The organism is Vibrio sp. J1-1, from assembly GCF_021728395.1.
GTDB lineage: Bacteria > Pseudomonadota > Gammaproteobacteria > Enterobacterales > Vibrionaceae > Vibrio.
In genome coordinates this window covers 365,458-387,657 of the sequence record NZ_JAKKCM010000002.1, presented here as the reverse complement: position 1 = coordinate 387,657, position 22,200 = coordinate 365,458, and the positions used below count along the sequence as shown (strand labels likewise).

General features: G+C 43.7%; 17 protein-coding genes. 10 read left to right on the top strand and 7 right to left on the bottom strand.

Features of this window, described 5'->3' with window-relative positions; translation table 11 throughout:
- Positions 1-380: 380 nt before the first annotated feature.
- The gene (gene rarD, locus L3V31_RS04410; RefSeq protein ID WP_237314907.1) at positions 381-1,280 is read left to right on the top strand and encodes an EamA family transporter RarD; all 900 of its coding nucleotides are present in this window, start codon (positions 381-383) and stop codon (positions 1,278-1,280) included.
- Positions 1,281-1,395: 115 nt separating this feature from the next.
- Here rarD and L3V31_RS04405 read toward each other — a convergent pair whose 3' ends face one another.
- Entirely contained in the window at positions 1,396-1,572 is a 177-nt protein-coding gene (locus L3V31_RS04405) for a hypothetical protein (RefSeq protein ID WP_237314906.1), read from the bottom strand.
- Between the two features lie 210 nt (positions 1,573-1,782).
- The gene (locus tag L3V31_RS04400) at positions 1,783-4,272 is read right to left on the bottom strand and encodes a nitrate reductase (protein WP_237314905.1); all 2,490 of its coding nucleotides are present in this window, start codon (positions 4,270-4,272) and stop codon (positions 1,783-1,785) included.
- A gap of 388 nt (positions 4,273-4,660) precedes the next feature.
- Here L3V31_RS04400 and cobA point away from each other — a divergent pair, with 388 nt between their 5' ends.
- The 6 genes from cobA (at position 4,661) to narL (ending at position 12,603) form a co-directional block, all read left to right on the top strand.
- Positions 4,661-5,470: a uroporphyrinogen-III C-methyltransferase gene (gene cobA, locus L3V31_RS04395; protein ID WP_237314904.1), complete on the top strand. Its 810-nt coding sequence runs from the start codon at positions 4,661-4,663 to the stop codon at positions 5,468-5,470.
- A gap of 43 nt (positions 5,471-5,513) precedes the next feature.
- Positions 5,514-8,054: a nitrite reductase large subunit NirB gene (gene nirB, locus L3V31_RS04390; RefSeq protein ID WP_237314903.1), complete on the top strand. Its 2,541-nt coding sequence runs from the start codon at positions 5,514-5,516 to the stop codon at positions 8,052-8,054.
- 35 nt (positions 8,055-8,089) lie between these two features.
- Positions 8,090-8,416, top strand: a complete 327-nt coding sequence (gene nirD / locus L3V31_RS04385) for a nitrite reductase small subunit NirD (protein WP_237314902.1) — start codon at positions 8,090-8,092, stop codon at positions 8,414-8,416.
- Between the two features lie 90 nt (positions 8,417-8,506).
- Entirely contained in the window at positions 8,507-9,976 is a 1,470-nt protein-coding gene (locus tag L3V31_RS04380) for a NarK family nitrate/nitrite MFS transporter (RefSeq protein WP_237314901.1), read from the top strand.
- Between the two features lie 171 nt (positions 9,977-10,147).
- Positions 10,148-11,896 (top strand): bifunctional protein-serine/threonine kinase/phosphatase, encoded by a 1,749-nt coding sequence (locus tag L3V31_RS04375; RefSeq protein ID WP_237314900.1) that lies wholly within the window; start codon positions 10,148-10,150, stop codon positions 11,894-11,896.
- A 59-nt stretch (positions 11,897-11,955) separates the two neighbouring features.
- Entirely contained in the window at positions 11,956-12,603 is a 648-nt protein-coding gene (narL, locus tag L3V31_RS04370; RefSeq protein WP_237314899.1) for a two-component system response regulator NarL, read from the top strand.
- A 239-nt stretch (positions 12,604-12,842) separates the two neighbouring features.
- Here narL and L3V31_RS04365 read toward each other — a convergent pair whose 3' ends face one another.
- The 4 genes from L3V31_RS04365 to L3V31_RS22015 form a co-directional block, all read right to left on the bottom strand.
- Positions 12,843-13,703, bottom strand: coding sequence for a sterol desaturase family protein (locus L3V31_RS04365; protein WP_237314898.1), 861 nt, complete (start codon positions 13,701-13,703; stop codon positions 12,843-12,845).
- 7 nt (positions 13,704-13,710) lie between these two features.
- Positions 13,711-14,721, bottom strand: a complete 1,011-nt coding sequence (locus L3V31_RS04360) for a DUF2804 domain-containing protein (protein ID WP_237314897.1) — start codon at positions 14,719-14,721, stop codon at positions 13,711-13,713.
- Positions 14,722-14,892: 171 nt separating this feature from the next.
- A complete protein-coding gene (locus L3V31_RS04355; protein ID WP_237314896.1) occupies positions 14,893-15,360 on the bottom strand; it encodes an OsmC family protein in 468 nt (155 codons plus the stop codon).
- An 81-nt stretch (positions 15,361-15,441) separates the two neighbouring features.
- Positions 15,442-15,564 carry a hypothetical protein gene (locus L3V31_RS22015; protein ID WP_267135883.1) on the bottom strand — a complete coding sequence of 41 codons (123 nt, stop codon included), beginning with the start codon at positions 15,562-15,564 and terminating at the stop codon, positions 15,442-15,444.
- Positions 15,565-15,918: 354 nt separating this feature from the next.
- Here L3V31_RS22015 and L3V31_RS04350 point away from each other — a divergent pair, with 354 nt between their 5' ends.
- The 3 genes from L3V31_RS04350 (at position 15,919) to L3V31_RS04340 (ending at position 20,916) form a co-directional block, all read left to right on the top strand.
- Positions 15,919-18,570, top strand: coding sequence for an EAL domain-containing protein (locus L3V31_RS04350; RefSeq protein ID WP_237315004.1), 2,652 nt, complete (start codon positions 15,919-15,921; stop codon positions 18,568-18,570).
- Between the two features lie 174 nt (positions 18,571-18,744).
- Positions 18,745-20,124 (top strand): nodulation protein NfeD, encoded by a 1,380-nt coding sequence (locus L3V31_RS04345; protein ID WP_237314895.1) that lies wholly within the window; start codon positions 18,745-18,747, stop codon positions 20,122-20,124.
- A 9-nt stretch (positions 20,125-20,133) separates the two neighbouring features.
- Positions 20,134-20,916: a slipin family protein gene (locus L3V31_RS04340; RefSeq protein ID WP_237314894.1), complete on the top strand. Its 783-nt coding sequence runs from the start codon at positions 20,134-20,136 to the stop codon at positions 20,914-20,916.
- Positions 20,917-21,014: 98 nt separating this feature from the next.
- Here the strand turns inward: L3V31_RS04340 and choV are convergent, their stop codons facing one another.
- On the bottom strand, positions 21,015-22,199 hold the full coding sequence (gene choV / locus L3V31_RS04335) for a choline ABC transporter ATP-binding protein (RefSeq protein WP_237314893.1): 1,185 nt from the start codon (positions 22,197-22,199) through the stop codon (positions 21,015-21,017).
- Between the last annotated feature and the right edge of the window lies 1 nt (position 22,200).

Here is a 22,200-nt window from a genome sequence, read left to right as displayed (position 1 = left end):
GATGCAAATTAATTAAAATTAAACGTAAAATTCTAGTTAAGATCGATAAAGCGGAGCCGCGACAAAGCACCGTTTGGGATAATATTTTAAGGTTAATAGGAGTAGACACATTAAATTCAAGGTTTCTAGCTCATCTAGATACGAGCAACCTCGAACCTTAGCTATTTTTTATGCGCTCACGCACATGCTTGGTGCGAAAATGTTTCATTTCTGTTAGCGCACGCAAGGGAATGCAACAATAATTTTGCAACACATTGCGCAATGAATAATCATGCTGTAAAACAATATCATTCCTGAGTAAGTCCGCTTGTAAATACGCCAGACACACTCACGTGCTATGTAAGTATCATCATCAATTTGAATCGCACTCGAAAAGAATTATGCACACTAGAACCAATACTCCTTTTGGCGTGACTCTCAATATCATCGGGTCGGCCCTCTTCGCTGCTATGTTCGCTTACACGTCTTTACTCGGTGAACTCGATGGGGAAGAAATTTATGGGTGGCGTATTTTAATCACTTTCCCTCTTTTAACTGGTTTCATTTTGCTAAACGGCAACTGGCACCAAGTGGTGGGTATCTTTCAGCGATTACTGCAATTTAACTTAACGTTCATATTAACTCGGTTCTTAACGTCTTTTTTAATTGGAATCCAGTTATGGCTATTTTTGTGGGCACCAGTGAACGGCTATGGACTTGCCGTGTCGCTAGGCTACTTTATTATGCCTATCACGTTAGTTTTGGTTGGGCGCTTGGCATTTAACGATCAATTGTCTCGCTTTCAGAAATTGGCGTGCTTTTTTGCCATACTAGGTATTCTCAACCAAATGGTGGTATCTCAGACATTAGCTTGGCCTACACTGGTAGTCTGCTTAGGTTACCCAGTCTATTTTTGGCTTAGACAAAAAACCGACACAAATAATATTGGTGGTGTCTGGTTCGATATGATGCTGAGCCTGCCAATAAGTCTCTACTTTATTGTTGAAAGTGGCTACATTCTTCAACAGATCAATGTAAGTTCTGATCTCCTTTGGTTAATTCTGGGATTAGGGTTAATTAGTACGTTAGCCTTGGCATTTCAATCTTTGTCTGCGCCGCATCTTAACCTCAGTTTGTTTGGTCTGTTGGTCTATGTTGAACCAGTTCTTTTAGTTGTGGTCGCGATTTTGTTAGGTGAGAGCATTACAACGAAAGAGTGGCCAACGTATATAGCAATTTGGCTCGCTGTTTTTGTGCTGATGGTTGAGGGCTACTTAAGTTTGAAGAAAACGAAGTATTGAGTGCTGGGTTTACTCGCTCACAGAAAACTCGTCTCTCCCCAATCAACTCAATTAACATGACAATGTGGGGTTCAACGAGCATCTGACTATCAATACTGAGTTCGTATATCGTTTACTATTTTGTTTCCATCGTTGCCGGAATGGTCGAATCTTCCAGCTCCTCTGTCTTCAAAATAGCTTGCTCTTGTTTCTGCTTTTCATGCAGCGCTTCGATAAGCTGACGATCTAATTTCGCAAAATAAAGATCTTCTTCCGCCTTGCCTTTTAGCCTAAGTTTTTCTGTAAAGTCCATGGTAGTCACCTCTTCATCATGACTATCTATTGAAAGTATAGGTGCAGACTTCCCACTCAAGAGCTATTTTTAAATTCTTCATAAGATAAGGGACAACTCACCCACACCATCAGTTTTGGACCCGAGTTAAGTGAGTTGGTATAAGAATAAGAAAAGGGTAACGGAAAGAAGAATGTTACCCTCGGTATTATAGTTGGGGTGAGAGTTTGGCTAGTTATCCATTAAAGCATGTAGAGAAGAGCCCTCGTCAGCGCTGTTGTTGAACAACTCACTCAACGCTTGGACTTCATGTGATCGTGGCTCGTCTTTCGTCAATTTATATAACGAGGTAACTTTTTTATCGACGACTGCGGCCATTCCTTTTATTGATGGATCATCTCGGCAAATTATCTTATCAACAGACGACGTACTTGGTAAAAGTCGTTCAATTTTCATTTGCAGTTCGGAGATACCCATCGGCGAACGAATACGATACAGATAGCCACCATCAATTTTTTGTCTGGCGACGTACCCAACATTACTGATCAAAATAGCTTCTCTCACCAATACGGTAGCACTGGTTTTATAGTCATAGGATTTTATATCTACAGGGGTATATTTAAACTCAGGTTGACCTGACAAAGTGTCCGTACGCGAATCAACCAGAGCGCAAGGCTTACTTAACGGGCCTGTAATTTCATTCCAGTGAATAGGAACAAACAGTTCGCCCGGCTTCATAGTGTCACTGGAAATAACCTTAACAACACACTCACCATTGTTATTGAACACAACCACCATTTCGTTATTAGAAAGGCCATACTGCATGGCTGTTTGGGGATGGATCAAAACGTAAGGTTCACTTGCATGCTCTGCTAAACGACTCGATAACCCCGTACGCGTCATAGTATGCCATTGATCCCGGCAACGACCCGTATTCAAAACTAACGGGAACACTTTCGTTGTTGATGCTAGTGGTGGTACATGTTTTACCGCGATAAAGTTAGCACGATGATCCTCGGTAAAGAATCGTTGATCGGCAAACATTCTCTGATTCACCACCTTGTGTTGTTGCTTCTCTACTGGCCACTGCTGGGGAGTAAGCGAGTTGTATTCAGAATCGGTTATTTCAGCAAGGCCAGCTAAATTGAGATCTCGTTGTTTCGCTTTTGTACTTCCGCGGTCTGAGTTACCTAAGGTCGTAAGTTGAGCATACTCGCGGAAGATTTCTCCCTCATGTAAGTAATCAAACGCATCTTTAAACCCAATTCGTTGTGCGACTTGAGAAATGATCCACCAATCCGGTTTAGCCATGCCAGGACTGGCTAATAATCTACGTTGTCGAGATATTCGACGTTCAGAGTTCGTCACAGTGCCAGATTTTTCACTCCAGCCCTGCGCTGGCAGTAAAACATCAGCGTATGCTGTCGTGGCGGTGTTCTCAACACAATCCGAAACCACTACTAAAGGACAGTTTTCCAAAGCTTGTTTAATCTTATCGCTGTCAGGAAGGCTAACGATCGGGTTTGTCGCCATGATCCACACTGCTTTTATCTCACCACGGTGAATGGCATCAAACATATCAATCGCTTTTAGCCCTGGTTTTTTCGCCAATCTGTCGGTTTGCCAAAACGCTTCAACACAATCGATATCATCAGGATGAAATTCCATGTGCGCGGTCAGCGTATTTGCCAGAGCACCGACCTCACGGCCTCCCATCGCATTTGGTTGCCCTGTAACAGAGAAAGGACCAGCTCCTTCCTTGCCTATCTTTCCTGTCGCTAAATGGCAGTTAATAATGCTGTTTACTTTGTCAGAACCCTGAGAGGACTGGTTCACCCCTTGCGAGTAAATCGTGATGACTTTTTCTGTTTTAGAAAAGCATTCATAGAATTCCTGAAGCGAAACCAAATCAATGCCCGTCACCTCACTGACCTCGGCGTCATTTAATGCAGACTGGTATGCCTCACTAAAGCCGTTTGTCGATGAGCTAATAAAAGCGTGATCAACTAGGTTGTGTTCACCAAGGTGTACCAATAAACCATTAAAAAGCGCAACGTCTGAGCCAGGATTAAGCGCTAGATGTAGGTCTGCAATCTCGCAGGATTCATTGCGGCGTGGATCGATGACAATCACTTTTAGATTGGCGTTGGCCTGTTTAGCCGCTCTCAAACGTTGAAACAGCACAGGGTGGCACCAGGCCAAATTAGAGCCGACCAATATAACCAAGTCAGTTTTCTCAAGATCCTCGTAGCAAACCGGCACCGTATCCATCCCAAAAGCACGTTTGTGCCCGACAACCGTGGACGCCATACACAAGCGAGAATTACTGTCGATATTCGCGGTGCCAAGAAAGCCTTTTATGAGTTTATTCGCGACGTAATAGTCTTCTGTCAACAGTTGTCCAGAAACGTAGAACGCCACAGAATCGGGACCAAATTGCTCTATCGTATCGGAGAAGCCTTGTGCTACGCGGGAAAGAGCCTCCTCCCACTCAGTATCACACCAGTCACCCGCTTCTGTTTTCAGTTTAGGAGCCAATAAGCGGCCGTCATGGATGACGGTGTCACCCAATGCAATGCCTTTAGTACATAACTTTCCGTAGTTCGAGGGGTGCTCCTTATCGCCACGTACTTCTAGCAGTCCGTTAGACATAGGTCTGGCTTCAATACCACACCCGACGCCACAATAAGCACATGTTGATTTAATCCATCCTTCGCTCATACCCACTAGTCTCCAAATTTCCTTTTAAGAACCTAGGAGCAAAATTCATTCCAACCACCATTATTTTATTGATTTCTATTTTTTATTGTTTTATTTCATTACTTTATACAAATGCATAACCCCAAAGTGGTAGCTTGGCATCCCCCTTAAAACTACCACCTTTTATGTATATTTACCTATTTTGATGCAACCTTGACCATGAATCACCGTCGCCTACCACTTTTGGTATTAGTCTCTCTTTGCTCTCCATCTCCAGCCAACACAAATAAAAACCAATAAACTATTGTATTAAAAAGGATTTTATTTAATTTCAACAAAAATAAATCATGCTGGCATTCATATTGCTTTGTGGGTAACAACTAGCAAAGTCACATTCGAGGCAATGATGATGAATACAGAACATTCAATTATTGGAAATGTATCCTTAGTAGGCGCTGGACCAGGTGATCCAGACTTACTTACCGTTAAGGCTATTAAGGCGATTGAGCATGCCGATGTCATCGTGTACGACAACTTAGTCAGTGAGGATATACGTGCTCTGTTCCCCTCCCATTGCAAGCTTGTTTATGTCGGAAAAGCAAAAGGCTGCCATAGCTATAAACAAGAAGAAATCAACCAGTTAATCGCTAATTTTGCGTTCGATGCAAAGAACGTATGCCGAGTAAAAGGTGGAGACTCGTTCGTGTTTGGGCGAGGCGGCGAAGAAATGCTATTTCTCACTAAATTGGGAATTAATGTAAGCGTGGTTCCGGGCATTACCGCCGCATCAGGGTGTTCTACTTACTCCAATATCCCCCTAACCCACCGAGGCTTAGCGCAGGGTTGCACATTCATCACCGCTCACGCTGATAAGAAGCTTGAAATCAACTGGTCGGCGTTGGCTCAACTCAACCAAACGTTGGTCATTTATATGGGGTTGACCAAAGCACCACTCATACAACAGCAGCTGACCAGCTCAGGTATGAACGCAGACAAACCAGTAGCCATTATTGAAAACGGTTGTACGCCACAACAAAGAACGATCATTGGCGAGTTATCCGAACTATCCGAATTGATAACTCGTCATTCAATAAAGTCTCCGGCATTAATTGTAATAGGTGACGTTGTCACAGTGTCAAGCCAAATGCATTGGTTACAACAACTTAATAACAAGAATATGGAAGTTCTTTCCGAATCAAGTTTACGTAGAAGCGCCTAATTACACGGCCATGAAAAGTCAGAATCACTAAGGGAATGAGATTATGAGTAAACAAAAAATCATTGTGGTCGGTAACGGAATGGTTGGCCATAAATTTATAGATACGTTAATCCAGTCTGAACAAGACAACATTGAGGTCGTGACGTTTTCTGAAGAGCCACGCCTAGCTTACGACCGTGTTCAATTGACCTCATATTTTACTGGTAAAACGGTCGAAGACCTGTCGTTAACCAGTGAAGGTTATTACCAGTCAAACGGCATTAAATACCTGCTGAATGAAAAAGTGAGTCAAGTAAACCCAGAAGATAAACAGATTGTCACTTCTTCAGGCCGTGTGGAAAGTTACGACAAATTGGTACTTGCGACAGGTTCGTACCCGTTTGTGCCACCAATTCCTGGTAACGAAAAAGAATTCTGCCATGTCTACAGAACCATCGAAGATCTGGACGAAATTGAACGCTCAAGTAAAGAAAGCAAAGTTGGCGTGGTAATTGGTGGCGGCCTTCTTGGTCTGGAAGCGGCTAATGCAATTAAAAATCTTGGACTAGAAACGCATGTCGTTGAGTTTGCCCCGCGTCTCATGGCGGTTCAGCTTGACCAGGATGGTGGCGATTTATTACGCCGTAAAATTGAAGCACTTGGCGTCACCGTCCATACAGAAAAAGCAACCACAGAAATCATCGATGGAGACGAATGCCGTTACAGAATGAATTTTTCCGACGGTACTCATGTTGATACTGACATGATCGTATTCTCTGCGGGTATTCGCCCACAAGATGAGCTAGCGCGTAACAGCGCCATAGAGATTGGCGAGCGTGGCGGTATTGTGATTAACAATCACTGTCAAACTAACTATGGCGATATCTATGCTATTGGTGAGTGTGCATTGTGGGAGCAACGTATTTTTGGTCTGGTGGCACCTGGCTACCAAATGGCGAAGGTTGCGGCTCAACATATCCTTGGCACTGATGAGGCACCCCAGTTTACGGGCGCAGATATGAGCACCAAATTGAAATTAATGGGTGTCGATGTCGCGAGTATTGGTGATGTCCATGGCCAAACAGCTGGTGCCCTGTCATACACGTACAAAGATGAGATTGAGCAAGTTTACAAACGCTTAATCGTCTCTGAAGATAAAAAGAAAATTGTTGGTGCGGTCTTAGTCGGTGATGCCGCTGCGTACGGAAATCTGCTACAGATTCGCCAAAACGATCTTCCATTGCCAGAGAACCCATCCGTGTTAATCCTGCCTAACGTGGCTGAAGATGAATCAGCCGGGCTGGGTATTGATGCTCTGCCTGATAGTGCTGTTATCTGTTCATGTTTCGATGTCACTAAAGGCTCAATTAAACAAGCGGTGGCTGCTGGCTGCACTACGATGGCGGCTCTAAAAGAGACAACTAACGCGTCAACAGGCTGCGGTGGTTGTAGTGCATTGGCAAAACAAGTGCTCGACAGCGAATTAGAAAAGCTAGGCGTGGAAGTGAACAATCATGTTTGTGAGCATTTTGCGTATTCACGTCAGGAACTCAGTGATCTTATTCGTGTAAACAAAATAAAAACGTTCGATGAACTATTAGAGAAATACGGTCAAGGACTCGGCTGTGAAATCTGTAAACCTACCGCAGGTTCTATTTTGGCCTCGTACTGGAACGACTATATCTTGCACGATGATCATATTGAGCTTCAGGATACCAATGATATTTATCTTGGTAACATGCAGAAAGATGGCACCTACTCTGTTGTCCCAAGAGTGGCTGGAGGTGAAATTACCCCAGAGAAACTCATCGTGATTGGTGAGGTCGCTCGTGATTTCGAACTTTATACCAAAGTCACTGGCGGCCAGCGAATCGACCTGTTTGGCGCACAGCTCAATGACTTACCTTTAATCTGGAAACGACTCGTTGATGCGGGCTTTGAGACTGGTCACGCCTACGGCAAATCCGTTCGTACCGTAAAATCATGCGTAGGCAGCACTTGGTGTCGCTATGGCGTTGGCAACAGCGTAGGTTTCGCTATCGATTTAGAAAATCGTTACAAAGGTCTTCGTTCCCCTCACAAGCTCAAGTTTGCCGTTTCTGGCTGTACTCGTGAATGTGCTGAAGCCCAGTCAAAAGATATCGGTGTAATAGCGACAGACAAAGGATGGAACCTCTATGTCTGTGGTAATGGCGGTATGCGCCCTCGCCACGCCGATCTATTGGCAACAGATTTGGATGACGAAACTTTGATTAAGTATGTCGACCGAGTTTTGATGTTCTATATCCGCACAGCAGACAAACTGCAACGTACTTCCGTATGGCTTGAGAATCTGGAAGGCGGCATTGACTATCTCAAAGAGGTGGTGATTGACGACAAACTTGGGTTAGCAGGCGAGCTGGAAAAATCGATGCAACACAGCCTCGAAAATTACCAGTGTGAATGGAAAACCACCTTGGAATCTCCTGAGAAACTGCGTCGATTCAGCCACTTTATTAACAGTCCTGATCGTGATGAATCACTTCAGTTCGTCACAGTCAGAGAGCAGAAATTTCCGAAAAACACAGCAGAAGAGCTTGCTATCGAAGTGGTCGAAGTTAGCTGATACCAATCTGGATATTTAATTTTAGGAGAATCGATATGAGTAACTGGATATCAATCTGTGAATCAACTGCCATCGCACCCAACACCGGGGTTTGCGCCAAAGTAGATGATAAACAAATCGCGGTGTTTTTCAGCCAGCGCACCAACTCTTTACACGCTATTTCTAACTTTGACCCTATTGGTAAAGCCAACATTTTATCGAGAGGAATTCTTGGGTGTGTGGGAGAGATACTGTGTGTTGCCTCGCCTTTGTACAAACAACATTTTTGTTTGGAGACAGGCAAATGTATCGAAAACCCAGAGTATAACGTGCCAATTTTTGAAGTCAGGAATAACAACGGCATGATCGAACTTAGACCGTAACGAGAAGCAGACGCCAAAACACGGTGGCATTGCCTAAGCGACACAATCAAGGCAATGCCTTCGAAATGAATCTTATAAGGATTATTGAACATGGAAAGCTCAAAATTCACCCTCTTTTCCTTTAACGGAAAAATGAAGATCCTCCATTTAAGCTGGATGGCATTTTTTATTACATTTGTTGTCTGGTTTAACTTTGCACCATTGCTACAAATGGTGAAAGAATCACTTGGTCTCTCGAGTGAAGAAATTAAAACGTTGTTGATTCTAAACGTCGCACTGACTATACCTGCGCGTGTACTTATCGGCATGTTTACCGATCGCTTTGGTCCACGAATTGTATATTCGGCATTGCTGGCTATCTGCTCTATTCCATGTTTCATGTTCGCCTTTGCAGATTCCTTTATTCAGGCAGCCATTGCACGGTTCCTGCTTGGCTTTATCGGTGCAGGCTTCGTTATCGGTATTCGCCTCGTTTCAGAATGGTTTCCACATAATCAACTTGGAACCGCAGAAGGCATTTATGGTGGTTGGGGTAACTTCGGTTCTGCCGCCGCTGCATTTACACTACCAACTCTAGCATTAGTCTTTGGTGGCGAAGACGGCTGGCGCTATGCGACGGCTCTAACAGGTATAATGAGCCTTCTGTTCTCTGTTGTTTTTTACAAGAACGTCTCAGACACGCCAAAGGGCGCAACTTACTTCCGCCCTAAACACTTGTCAGCAATGGAAGTTACATCAAAAGGCGATTTCTTTTTCCTTTTAGCAATGAAAGTGCCAATGTACGCGGTACTCGCACTGCTGGTATGGAAGTTGTCCCCAAGCAATATCAATATGCTTGAACAAGGTGTCGTAAACGCCATTTACGCTGGCCTCACGTTGCTTTACGTCATCGACGCGAATCAGGTTTGGAAAGTCAACAAATCGATTTTCAAAAAGCCTGTTGAACCTATTCACCAGTACAAATTCAAGCAAGTGGCGGTGCTAAACGTGCTGTACTTTGCAACGTTTGGCTCTGAACTAGCCGTAATTTCGATGTTGCCACTTTTCTTTTCTGAAACCTTTGAACTATCGCCAGTAGTGGCCGGAATGGTGGCTTCCGCTTACGCATTTATGAACCTGATGTCTCGTCCGGGTGGCGGTCTAATCTCAGATAAGTTTGGACGCAAACTAACGCTTCTCATTCTGACAGCAGGCCTTGCCGTGGGTTATTTCCTGATGGGGCAAGTCAACGAAAGCTGGCCAGTCTGGTTAGCCGTGGCTGCTGCTATGTCTTGTTCATTCTTTGTTCAGGCAGGTGAAGGCGCAGTATTCGCAACGGTTCCACTTATCAAGCGCCGAATGACAGGGCAAATCGCAGGGATGACAGGCGCGTACGGCAATGTGGGTGCGGTGACTTATCTAACCATTTTATCTTTCGTCTCTTATCAAACGTTCTTCTACGTAATCGCAGCTACGGCTATCGTTGGCTTCGTCGCTCTCATGTTTATGGAAGAGCCATCAGGTAAAATTGCAGAAGTTAACGAAGATGGTAGCGTCACTCTGATTGATGTATCTCATTAAGTTGTATAAGTATCGGGGTTTATCGGGAGATATTGAGCTTTACTGATTGATATACGCAAATAATCACCAAATTAAGTAATGTCTCAATATCGTTCAAAAGCTCGACCAATTCTGGTTGAGCTTTTGTTCTTGTTTATTTTTATTCTGGGAAAATGCAGCAAGGACGGCTCAATGTTAACTCAAGAAAAGTCAGATCAAGAAATACAACATATTGAATTTTCCGGGTGTTCTTTGGTGGGTAATAGAGACGAAAATCAAGACGCGTTTATCGTCAAGTATCCGACCACTCGAGATGAATTGATTCACAAAGGGGTTGTGGCTTGTATTGCCGATGGCGTGAGTTGCAGTAACCAGGCTCAGCAAGCCAGCCAGACCGCTACCACTCAATTTGTAACCGATTACTATGCGACGCCCTCTAGCTGGAGCATTAAGCGTTCAGCGATTGAATTACTTACCAGTTTAAATAGTTGGCTCTATAGTCAGGGCAAAGAGCAACTTTACCATAATGGTATGGTAACGACGTTTAGCGCCATTGTTATTAAATCTAATACTGGGTACATCTTTCACGTTGGGGATAGCAGAGTTTATCTCTATCGCAATGGCACTCTGACTCTCCTAACCCGGGATCATCAGCGAACTAATTTCGGCCACCAAAGTTATCTGACTCGAGCCCTTGGTATGGATGAAAAGGTTGAAATCGACTTTCTCACATTACCGCTCAAAGAAAACGACACCATAGTTTTAACCACAGATGGGGTTCATGAGACCTTAACTCATGAAGAAATCAAACAACAGATTAGCAACGCAAACTCTTGCGAAGCCCTTTCGCAGGCTTTATGTGACAACGCTTTATTCAAAGGAAGCTCTGACAATGTAAGCTGTACCGTGTTGAAAGTAAGAGAATTACCTAGCTTTAACTTGACTGAATACCAAACTGCCTTACTCGCGAACAACATTCCACCAGCTTTACAGCAGGGTCAAAGCCTCGATCATTTTGAAATAATAGACACTCTCTACGAAGGACCACGCAGCCACGTCTATCTCGCTTTTGATAGACAAAAAGGTGGTAATGTCATTATCAAAGCCCCCTCGCTCAATTACAGTGACGATCCCGAGACGTTAAAACGATTTGCCAATGAGCAATGGTTCTCGACTCAATTAGACAGTCGTCGAGTAATGAAAATGTATCCGAGGCCCGTCCATTCAAAATTCATCTATCAGGTATGCGAATACATTGAGGGAATAACGCTACGCCAATGGATACATGATCATCCCAACCCACCTTTGGATTCCGTGCGTGAAATACTCGATGGCATCGTAAAAGCAGTTCGGGTTTTCCAGCGCGCGGATATGGTGCATCGCGATTTAAAGCCCGAAAACATCATGATCACACCCAATCGCGAGGTTAAAATCATCGATTTTGGTACGGTTGAAGCAAAAGGACTGCGAGAGATGCAGCAGGAAGAAACCACATCTTTCCCGCTTGGTTCGGTCAACTATACGGCTCCTGAGTACATCAATACTGGAGAAGCGAACACACTCTCTGATCTATTTTCTATCGGTATTATCGGGTATGAAATGCTCACCGCTCACCTGCCATATAAGGAACATTCACAGCAAACACTGCAGCAGGCTCGGCACGTCAGATGGGAATACCACTCTATAAAAGAGTATCGGGAAGATATTCCGTTATGGGTAGATCTCGCATTTAAAAAAGCGACCGCCGAGCTCCCCAATAATCGCTATCAGGCTCTGGGTGATTTCATTGCTGACCTTTATACGCCAAATACCCAACTATTAAACGGTGTCGACAACAAACCTTTAATAAAGCGTAACCCCATTTTATTTTGGAAGTCTCTTGCTTTACTTGCTTGCTCTGCCGCGGTGATTGAAGGGTTACTTTTACTAAGTGATAAATAATGGTGGATCTAATGGCTATAAATCATGATCATACATCTAAACAACACATGGAGGAGTTAATGTTGAGCACACAAGATGCAACGATAATGTTGGTCGACGACCACCCACTATTTCGCAGCGGGTTACGACAACTGATTGCCTTGGAAGAAGGTCTACAAGTGATATGTGAATATAACAACGGAACTGATGCAATCGAAGGTGCCGTTAAGCATGATCCGGACTTGATTATTCTCGATCTGAACATGCAAGGAATAGACGGCTTAGAGACTGTCCGCCAAATGAGGGAAAGAGGCGTCACTTCCCGTGTGGTGATGCTGACCGTTTCCGACAATGAAGATGATGTTCTTAATGCAATATCCAGCGGTGCCGATGGCTATCTGTTAAAAGATATGGAACCTGAAGATATTGTGACTAACATAAAGCAAGCCGTATTAGGACAACTTGCCTTGTCTGACCGACTGACCAAAGTACTGCTTCAATCATGCAATAAACCGAAAAAGATCGCGCAAGAAAGCCCACTAAAATCACTTACCAATCGAGAACTTGAAATACTGTCACTCATCTCTAAAGGCATGAGTAACAAGCTCATCGCTCACGAACTAAAAATCACCGACTCGACAGTAAAAGTCCACGTCAAAAATCTTATGAAAAAACTCAACGTCAGTTCTCGCTTAGAGGCCGCAGTCTGGATGATCGACAATCAATAATCAAAATCAGCATGATATGTAAACCCAGTTCGATAACCTGTTTTTACCATCCTGAATTAAGCGCAATTAACTTAATCTAAGCCGAAAAAGACTTATGCAATACGATATTTTATCTTCCTTCAATTTTTTGAGACGAATTCTCGGGCCTGATCTTCAAATTCATCCAGCGTATTAGAATCAGTAACGCTGTCTGTGTCGCTGTCATTACAACCAGTCCAAAGTGTGAGCGCGGTTCTAAGCTACTGACTTGTGGAGTCTGTTGGGGGTGAAAACAAACATTGCCAACGTTGACGCCACGTTAACGAGGGTTGGCTAGCGTCTTTAAGCATATCTTTCCACTCCGAAAAGAGAACCGTTATTGGGTTAAAACTGTTTACAGGCTTAGATATCCCGTAACACACAGTTTCGACCTCTGGCTCAAAAGAGCCAAACATACGATCCCAGATAATGAGCACACCTGCGTAGTTTTTATCTATGTATTGTCGATTGATGCCATGATGTACACGATGATGAGACGGTGTATTAAATACCCATTCTAATGGCCCAAGAGAGCGTATCGATTGAGTATGAACAAAGAACTGTAATCCCAAATTGAGCAACACAGCGAAGATCACCCATTTCGGTTCAAAGCCTATAACCACCAAAGGCAACCAAAATAGCCACATCCCCGCAAGCGGATACATTAAACTTTGACGAAAGGCGGTACTAAAATTCATCCTTTCCGAGCTATGGTGAACAACGTGTGCAGCCCACATCCAACGAATACGATGGCTAGCTCGGTGAAACCAATAGTAGAAGAGATCTTGTAGGATTAAGAGTGTTAATAATGTAGAGATACTGATTTCGATGTCAAACAAGCGCCAACCAAAAAACCATAAATAGAGCTGAGAGATAAACAGCCCCGCAAGAATATCTGCCGCTTGGTGTAACCCTGCCAGTATAAAATTACATGCCACTTCTGGCAGGACATAGCTGGCGCTTTTTGGCAAACGACCTTTACGCTGACCTAACCAGTACTCTGCGAACATGCAGAGAAAAAATATCGGAGCCAGAATCATAAGCAGCAGCTCAGGGCGCTCCATTAACATTGACCAATCCATGTCTTTGCTACCATTTTGCGTAGTGATCTTCAGTTAAGCCAACGACATCCTTCAATTCATGTTTCTTGCCATTTCCATCAACGACAAAGCCGTTAAAGTGCCCCATATATTGACGAAAATTACTTTTGAGAAACCAGAAGTTCTTTCTTTCTGATCGACAGTTTAACGGTGTAAAGCTGAGTTCAACTCGCCCATCTTGCGAGGTAATCCTCCACGCCTCATGTGGTTTCTTGCGCGAAAAATGAAAGTGCACCGGTGCCATCAAATGACGGTCACCATTAACCCAAAGCACATTTTCGCAATAGCCTGTTTCGTTGACTCCCACGGCGAGGTTAAGCCCTAAATGATCAGTATCTCGAAGATGATTAATACTCGCCCATCGCCAACTTGTTTCTCTTCGCATGTATCCTGCCGAAAAATCGTACCCTGCTGAGACTTTACTCAGGTCTTGTTCTTGACCCAAAATAAACAGGTTACCAGCCACCGCTAATCCATTGTGCTTTTGCGTGTAGGTCCAGCCTGAATACCCCGTCGGTGTACATAACATCAACGGAATACTATGTGGTTCAGGGAGTAAGCTAATTACGGCATTTACTGAACCAGACACAAAATGGACGTGCCATGTACCTTCTTGGATGGAAAATTGGATGGCGTCATCCGCCAGAGTCGCGGAGCTTGACCAACTTGATGGCTCAGTTTGATAGCCGAGATTGAAAGGTTTAAGCCATTGTTGCTCAACGAGTTCGTTGTTTTTAATGTCATAAAGATAACAAAAACCGGAAGCCAAATAACGAATATCCGCGATCGCAATACCTATGAGATACTCAGGCGTAACCAGAGAGACAAACTGGAATTGCTTGTAGCCGAAATACTTGCGTAATTTCGATGCGGGTTGGTCCATCTCATTCCGGTATGCAAAACGATCAAGCTGTAACGATTTAGGCATTGCGTCAAGATGACCAAACGTCGGGGAGCCGTCCGTTTGCATAAACGACTCTAATGGGGTGCGGCTACTCATGTCGTAATCTTGTTTGCTTAACACACGCAAACAATAACATTAATTTAACAAGTGACGTTTGCGCTGACGCACAACAATGTCATTTCGTCGCTTTAGCGACATAATCTGACATTGTTAAAGGAGTCTGCCTGGTTAAATAATTAAGGCCCAGAGCCGATTGGTAGAAATCGGTTACTCAAGAATATTTGTTACTACTTCAGTTTTTACAGAGTTAGCAATAAAGCAATTTTCATGCGCCATGTGATGCATCTTTTCTAGCTGTTCGTACGTAGGCTGTTTCTCACCCGAAAAGACGATTTTGGGATTCAAATTCACTCGCGATACCCACTCCTTACCATTGTCCCCTTTGGTAAGCTCTCCTTCAGCTGCATCAACGTAAGAATCGACGATATAACGACGTTTGGCCGCTATCGACAAAAAAACCAACATATGACAGCTCGAAAGCGCCGCAACAAACGCTTCTTCTGGATCCACATTTTCGGCAACTGATAGTGGAAGAGGTACGACAAGAGGGGACGGAGAAGCAGGTATCTGTAAGCCGCCGTCAAACGTCCACTTATGTGCCCGACTGTATTGATTGTCGCTAAAAATTTCGCTTGTTTGACGTTGCCACTCAATGATCGCGGAGTGCTTACTCATATGAACTTCCTACCTATTTGCATAACTGCTCGTTGATATGATGTGTGGCAAGTGTTTGCTCAACCAGCCACGTCGTTCAAATTAGTTGAAAAATGACAATAGCCGATGAAACCAAGTGATCTCACCGTAAGCAATTAGATCGTAGATGGTAAAAAATATCATACAGATAATGGCTAACTTGGCTAAGCGGTAAACAATAAACATCGCAAATTCCTTTGTTTTTAGACAGTTTACTATCGCCTTCACAATTTAGATACTCAGTACAATCGAAGTTCTCTACTTAATATGAAAGGATTTGATAATATTACGCGCATCAATTAACCAGCGTTAACTGGATATCGGTAGTTTGAATCTCTATGTCATGTGAAACATAACTTCGAAGGTATTTAACCAACTCAATGTTAACAAATTGAACTTCCATCAAAAAAATATAGTGTTAGATGCCATACAATTTCAAAAAACTTATACCTATAACCATTTTTAATGCAAACGTTTCGCTTATCTAACTTAAACCTTCGCTATAAGACGGCTTTATACTTCTCACTTGGTTTGCTTGGAATGGTGCTAAGTTGTCTGATCATAAGTCGCTATTTTTTTCTTTATAGCGTCGACCAATTAGAAAACATGGAAATTGACCAGGCCAACCAGCAAGCACTCGCCGTGGTTGATTTGATGCTATCCCAGCAAAGTGCTAACTCTTATGACTGGGCCTATTGGGATGAAACTTACGAGCTTTTTCTCGATAAGCCGGACGTAGCGGGTTATACCGAACGAAATCTGTATATAGAAACGCTCAACTCGTTAAACCTGGACATGATGTCGTTTGTCACGTTTGCAGGGCAAGAATTACTCTCTCTTACTCGAGAGGATTCAGAAGAAAAATCTTCTTCGCTATCAGCTAACGTTGTGCAACACCCTCTCATACAACAGCATATAGCCGCGATGAATCACAAACCAGATGCTCATCGTACCCAACTCTCAGGGCTTTTAAAAATAGATCAAACCATCTGGGGGCTCAGTTTAACGCCAGTCAGAAACAGTTCGAGTAACCGAGCTTCCAATGGTTGGCTATTGTGGGGAAGAAATTTATCAACACGCTTTCCCGGTGATTTCGCACCTGCCCTATCCGCTCAAAGTTCGTTAACGCCTCTCATCTCTTTACCGCCTGAAAGCACCCTCACACGAGATATAGACAAATCAACGACGGCTATTACCAAATCCTCCCTGCTGAGTGACCTGGGTGGCTCACCTATTGCCTGGGTAGAGACCAAAATGAAACGTGAGTACTATTCTAAAAGCAATGCACTGTTTCTCTATTTATTCGTGACTGTCGGTATTGTGGCATCGATCATCGCGGCAACAACGTTTATTGTTTTCAAGCACAAAGTGGCTCTTCGTTTTAATCGCTTCGCAGATGATATGCGCAAAATCGCGTCAAAATATAACCTTGAAGGCGTTCAGTCGATTAGCGCAGATGAACTGGAACTGGCTTCTAAGTTGGTACAGAAGCTGTCTGACAATACATCGATAACGAAATCGCAGTTAAAGGATTCAATGCATAACTTTAGCGCGTTATATAACAGCTCTTCGCTAGGAATGCTTTTCGTGATAGAGCATCAAATTGTCGATGTCAACCCACGGGCGTTGGAAATACTCAATCATCAAAAGTCCGAACTGATTAATCGCCCGCTCAACACCCTTTATCCAAATGATAACGGCGAATCACGGTTCGAAGAGATGTTGATTGAGTTAGAAAACGGCAGAGCCCTGTTCGAAGCACAAATACTTGATGCCCATAGCGATACTATTGATTGCCTGATTGAAGCCGCGCTGATTCAACACGACGGACAGAGTGCGCTCATGTTGCTCATTCAGGATATTCGGGAAACCAAACAGCAAGCAGAAATGATCCAAAAGTTGACCGACTTTGACCCTGTCTCCGGGTTCTGTAATCGTCCATCTATCATGGAAGCACTTGATAAACTAGTAAAAACACAACCTAATCGCTTTTCATTCATTTTGCTTAAAAGTAAGCAGCTAAAGCAACTTGCTGAAATATACGGGCATCATGTATTCGACGAAGCAGTTCAACATATTTCCAAGTTGCTGCGTGAAGCATTGGGGCAATATCAAATAGGTCGTATCAGCGAACATGAATTTATTATTATAATCCCTGATGAGACAAACCATCAGGATGTGATTGAATCCACAAATCACTTGTTAAAGCAGCTCTCATATAAGACTGTATTTTCTGACATTACCGTATCTCTTAACAGCAAAGCGGTGATGATGGATCCCAAAATCACCCACCAACCAGTTGAACATCTTCTGATGGCTGCACGCCACTCAGCACAGTCGTTAAGCGGATACCAGATTCGTGAGGTATTCGTTACTGGTGAAGCGCTATCTGAGCAAGCAGAAGCCTTAAAGATTATTAACCGTGACTTAGAAGCCGCAATACAGCAAAGCGAAATCACGCCCTACTTTCAACCAATCGTTGATGCCAAAACAGAAGAAGTGATCGGTTTTGAGGCTCTTGCGCGCTGGCAACATCCAGAGCTTGGTATAGTATCACCCATTGTTTTTATTCCCGTGGCTGAGCAAGGAAAACTGATAATTGAGCTCGGGGAGTCCATCCTCAAACAATCTTGCGAGTTTATTGGTCCACTCAATCAAGTGCGGATCGCTAAAGGATTACCGCAACTCTCGGTTCACATTAACTTAAGTGCCCGCCATTTTTATCACTCAAAATTAATTTCCTACCTCACAACGTTGATTAAAGAATACCAAGTCTCCGAAGGAAACCTCATACTTGAAATTACTGAAAGTATGTTGATGGGAAGTGAGACAGAATCCATTAACTGTATCAATGAGATTAAGCGTCTGGGCGTTCAACTCGCATTGGATGATTTTGGTACCGGTTATTCCTCATTTAGCAGCATCTGCAACTTTCCGTTGGATATTGTCAAATTGGATAAATCCTATATTGATGAGATTGAATGCAATGATCGCGCAAAAACACTTGTACGTAATATTGTCAGTATGTCTCAAGAGTTAGGGTTAACAATCGTTGCAGAAGGTGTTGAAACAGCAAGTCAGGTGCGTAAGCTAAAGGTATGGAATATCAATAATTTACAAGGTTTTTATTTTTATAAGCCAATGAAAAAAGAGGAAGTATTGGAAAAGTTCTCCGGTAAACAAGTCCATTAGCTTATGTGAGGCAGGCAATCATCCCTTGATCTATTGCCTGCCAACACTCCTCCAAAGCCTTCAAAATCGATTCCCCCTCTCCTGATCTGACCAACCAAAGTAATCTAACTCTGCATGCAGTGATTACTTGCGTATACTTAAAATAAGTCCCTGTCACTGTACAAGGAGGACTGTATGAAACGAATATGGATATGGCTCTTACCACTGATCATGTTTGCCAGTCAGGCTATGGCGAACACGGTATGGATCGTCCCGGTAAACGGTGCCATTGGTCCTGCCATCAGCGATTACCTTTCCAGAGAAATAGAGCAAGCTCAAGAGGAAAATGTCAGCTTAGTCATTTTAAAAATGGACACTCCGGGCGGTCTCGATAGCGCCATGAGAGACATCATCCATGCCATCACCACTTCATCTATTCCTGTCGCAACTTGGGTTGGTCCCTCAGGTTCTAGAGCGGCCAGTGCAGGGACTTACATCCTTCTTGCCAGTCACGTGGCAGCAATGGCAGAAGCAACAAACCTTGGCGCAGCTACCCCTGTTGCGTTGGGTGGTGGGGCTCCGGGAGTTCCTTCCCCTAGCGAAGAGAAAAACGAGAGTTCCGAAGACAAACAAAACGACACTGACGATAGCTCCGAAAAGGTTCCTGCCAAAACAGCAATGGAAAAGAAAGTCATTAATGACGCTACCGCCTACATTAAAGGGTTAGCCAAACTGCATGGCCGTAATGCCGAATGGGCAGAGAAAGCGGTGAGTGAAGCTGCGAGTCTGGATGCCCAAGAAGCTCTGAAGCTCAATGTCATTGATCATATTGCTAATTCACCAGAAGAACTGGTTCAGGTGATTAACGGAACAACCGTTAAAATAAACAATCAGCCCGTGACATTGTCATTGGACAATCCTGTATGGGTCGAAAGAGTGCCCGATTGGCGCGCGGAAATGTTAGCCGTCATTACTAATCCTAATGTTGCTTACATTCTTATCCTTATTGGTATCTATGGTCTACTTTTAGAGTTCTATAACCCGGGTATTGGTTTACCTGGCGTGTTGGGCGGCATCTGCTTGTTGTTAGCTATGTACGCACTCCAGATGATGCCCGTTAACTACGCAGGCTTAGGGCTGTTACTACTCGGTATCGCACTCATGGTAGCAGAGGCATTCAGTCCGAGTTTTGGCGTTTTGGGCTTAGGCGGTGTGGCTGCCTTTATTCTTGGGTCGATATTCCTCATGGACAGTGACTTGCCGGGCTTTCAAGTCGCGCTGCCTTTAATATTCGGTCTTGCCATTTTTTCAGTTGCGCTGATCATTCTGACAGTCGGCATGCTAGTTAGAATACGCCACAGACGGGTCACTACTGGTCTTGAAACCTATCCCGGTAAACATGCAGTAGTAAGTGATGACTTTGTTGACGGCGAAGGTCGTGTGCAAATGGATGGCGCATTCTGGCAAGCTAAAACAGAAGAAAACCAAGGACTCAAACAAGGTGACCAAGTTACCGTTGTCAATGTTAAAGGGCTAACCTTAACCGTGAAGCCCAGTGACCGCCCTAACCAATAGGAGGCGAATATGTTGCTCTACACTGTTTCTGTGATCGTAGTTCTGTTGATCGCACTAGCGACACAAATTTTCAAAGTTCTGCGTGAGTACGAACGAGGCGTTATATTCTTCTTGGGTCGATTTCAAGAGGTAAAAGGCCCTGGCCTGATCATCTTGATTCCGTTTATCCAACAAATGGTCCGCGTCGACTTACGAACCATTGTTCTGGATGTTCCAACGCAAGATCTTATTACCAAAGACAACGTGTCTGTTCGCGTTAACGCAGTGGTTTACTTCCGAGTGGTTGACCCGCAAATGGCCATCAACAACATTGAAAGCTACAACGAAGCAACCAGTCAGTTGGCACAAACCACTCTGCGTTCAGTATTAGGTCAACATGAGTTAGATGAACTTCTATCTGAGCGAGAAAGATTAAATAAAGACTTACAAGCCATACTTGATCAACAAACTGATGACTGGGGCATTAAAATAGCCACCGTTGAAGTCAAGCATGTTGATTTGAATGAAAGTATGGTTCGAGCGCTTGCTCGTCAAGCCGAGGCCGAGCGTAACCGTCGCGCGAAAATCATTCACGCAACCGGTGAATTAGAGGCGTCTAAAAAGTTAAAAGAAGCGGCTCAAATGCTGAATCAAGCACCAAATGCATTACAGTTGCGCTATATGCAAACATTAACTGAAATCACCACAGATAAAACTTCGACGATTATTTTCCCGATGCCAATTAATTTAGTTGAAGCAGTACAAGATATTGCTAATTCTGTTAACCAGGACAAAGAAAAGAAAGAGGAATAAATACAACTATCTATGACTAATTTAAGTTCTATACCCAAGAGCCGCAGCGTAACTAAACTGCGGCTCTTTTCGTTATCGAGTTGTCTATTCTGGAGTGATTAAGCCACTTTATCTGACCTGAAGTTACCCAGTAGCGCATCATATAACTCGTTGTCACTCAATACGCCTACCAGCTGATTATCTTCCACCATCAAGAGAGGTTGATTACTGCGCTGCTTAAGCTCTATTGCTTCACGCATACTGATATCCGGGCTAACCTGAACCAACGCGTTTTCTTTCACATCATCAAGGTTCGATGATTCGCTATCCCAAAGAATCAACAGCTTATCACTATCAATTAAGCTTAGTCCTTTCGGTTCTTGCGTCACCCAAATCCCTCTTTCAGGACAGATAAGAACGCGCTCTTCTTCACGTAGCAAGGATGTACTCGATTGCATTAAAGAGCGACCCTTGAGTACATTTAACGGATTAGTGTGTGCCACGAAGTCCGCCACATAATCATTCTCTGGAGTAAGAATGATTTGTTCTGGTTTACCATGCTGAATCAGTTTACCCGACTCCATAATGGCAATGTTGTTACCAATTTTAAGTGCTTCATCCAAGTCATGACTCACAAATAATATCGTTTTGTTCAGCTTCTCTTGAAGCAATATAAGTTCATCTTGAAGCTGTGCTCGAATCAATGGGTCAAGGGCTGAAAACGGTTCATCCATCAATAAGATGTCAGTGTCCATCGAAAAGGCGCGAGCTAAGCCAACACGCTGCTGCATACCGCCAGAAAGCTCATGAGGAAATTTGTTTTCCCACTCTGACAAACCCACCATTTCAAGTTGTTCGCGTGCTTTTTCACGACGCTCCGCCTTGCCGATGCCTTTCATCTCCAATCCAAACGCCACGTTATCTAAGACCGATAACCAAGGCATCAAAGCGAACTTCTGAAACACCATAGAAACACGATGAGTACGTAAATGGCGAAGCGTCTGTTCATCACAATTCGCCAGTTCCACCATGTCGTCACCATCTTTAATTTTCAGTGAACCACGGGAGATGTCATTTAATCCGTTAACGGTACGAAGCAAGCTGGATTTACCTGAGCCCGACAAGCCCATCAGTACACAAATCTCACCCTGTTTAACGCTCAATGATACGTTATCTACCCCGACTACCTGGCCAGTTTCATCGATAATTTCTTGTCGCGACCTACCTTGGTCTAGTAAAGCCAGCGCTTGCGCTTGTTGCTGACCAAATACCACATCAAGGTTGTCAATAGTAATTGCGTCCATG

Excerpts from the sequence above, each read along its gene's own strand:
- L3V31_RS04360 (WP_237314897.1), bottom strand. The coding sequence starts at position 14,721 with ATGAGTAGCCGCACCCCATTAGAGTCGTTTATGCAAACGGACGGCTCC.
- choV (WP_237314893.1), bottom strand. The coding sequence starts at position 22,199 with ATGGACGCAATTACTATTGACAACCTTGATGTGGTATTTGGTCAGCAA.
- L3V31_RS04405 (WP_237314906.1), bottom strand. The coding sequence starts at position 1,572 with ATGGACTTTACAGAAAAACTTAGGCTAAAAGGCAAGGCGGAAGAAGAT.
- L3V31_RS04380 (WP_237314901.1), top strand. The coding sequence starts at position 8,507 with ATGGAAAGCTCAAAATTCACCCTCTTTTCCTTTAACGGAAAAATGAAG.
- L3V31_RS22015 (WP_267135883.1), bottom strand. The coding sequence starts at position 15,564 with ATGTTTATTGTTTACCGCTTAGCCAAGTTAGCCATTATCTGTATGATA.
- nirB (WP_237314903.1), top strand. The coding sequence starts at position 5,514 with ATGAGTAAACAAAAAATCATTGTGGTCGGTAACGGAATGGTTGGCCAT.
- narL (WP_237314899.1), top strand. The coding sequence starts at position 11,956 with ATGTTGAGCACACAAGATGCAACGATAATGTTGGTCGACGACCACCCA.
- L3V31_RS04375 (WP_237314900.1), top strand. The coding sequence starts at position 10,148 with ATGTTAACTCAAGAAAAGTCAGATCAAGAAATACAACATATTGAATTT.
- L3V31_RS04400 (WP_237314905.1), bottom strand. The coding sequence starts at position 4,272 with ATGAGCGAAGGATGGATTAAATCAACATGTGCTTATTGTGGCGTCGGG.
- L3V31_RS04340 (WP_237314894.1), top strand. The coding sequence starts at position 20,134 with ATGTTGCTCTACACTGTTTCTGTGATCGTAGTTCTGTTGATCGCACTA.
- L3V31_RS04350 (WP_237315004.1), top strand. The coding sequence starts at position 15,919 with ATGGTGCTAAGTTGTCTGATCATAAGTCGCTATTTTTTTCTTTATAGC.
- L3V31_RS04345 (WP_237314895.1), top strand. The coding sequence starts at position 18,745 with ATGAAACGAATATGGATATGGCTCTTACCACTGATCATGTTTGCCAGT.
- nirD (WP_237314902.1), top strand. The coding sequence starts at position 8,090 with ATGAGTAACTGGATATCAATCTGTGAATCAACTGCCATCGCACCCAAC.
- cobA (WP_237314904.1), top strand. The coding sequence starts at position 4,661 with ATGAATACAGAACATTCAATTATTGGAAATGTATCCTTAGTAGGCGCT.
- L3V31_RS04355 (WP_237314896.1), bottom strand. The coding sequence starts at position 15,360 with ATGAGTAAGCACTCCGCGATCATTGAGTGGCAACGTCAAACAAGCGAA.
- rarD (WP_237314907.1), top strand. The coding sequence starts at position 381 with ATGCACACTAGAACCAATACTCCTTTTGGCGTGACTCTCAATATCATC.
- L3V31_RS04365 (WP_237314898.1), bottom strand. The coding sequence starts at position 13,703 with ATGGATTGGTCAATGTTAATGGAGCGCCCTGAGCTGCTGCTTATGATT.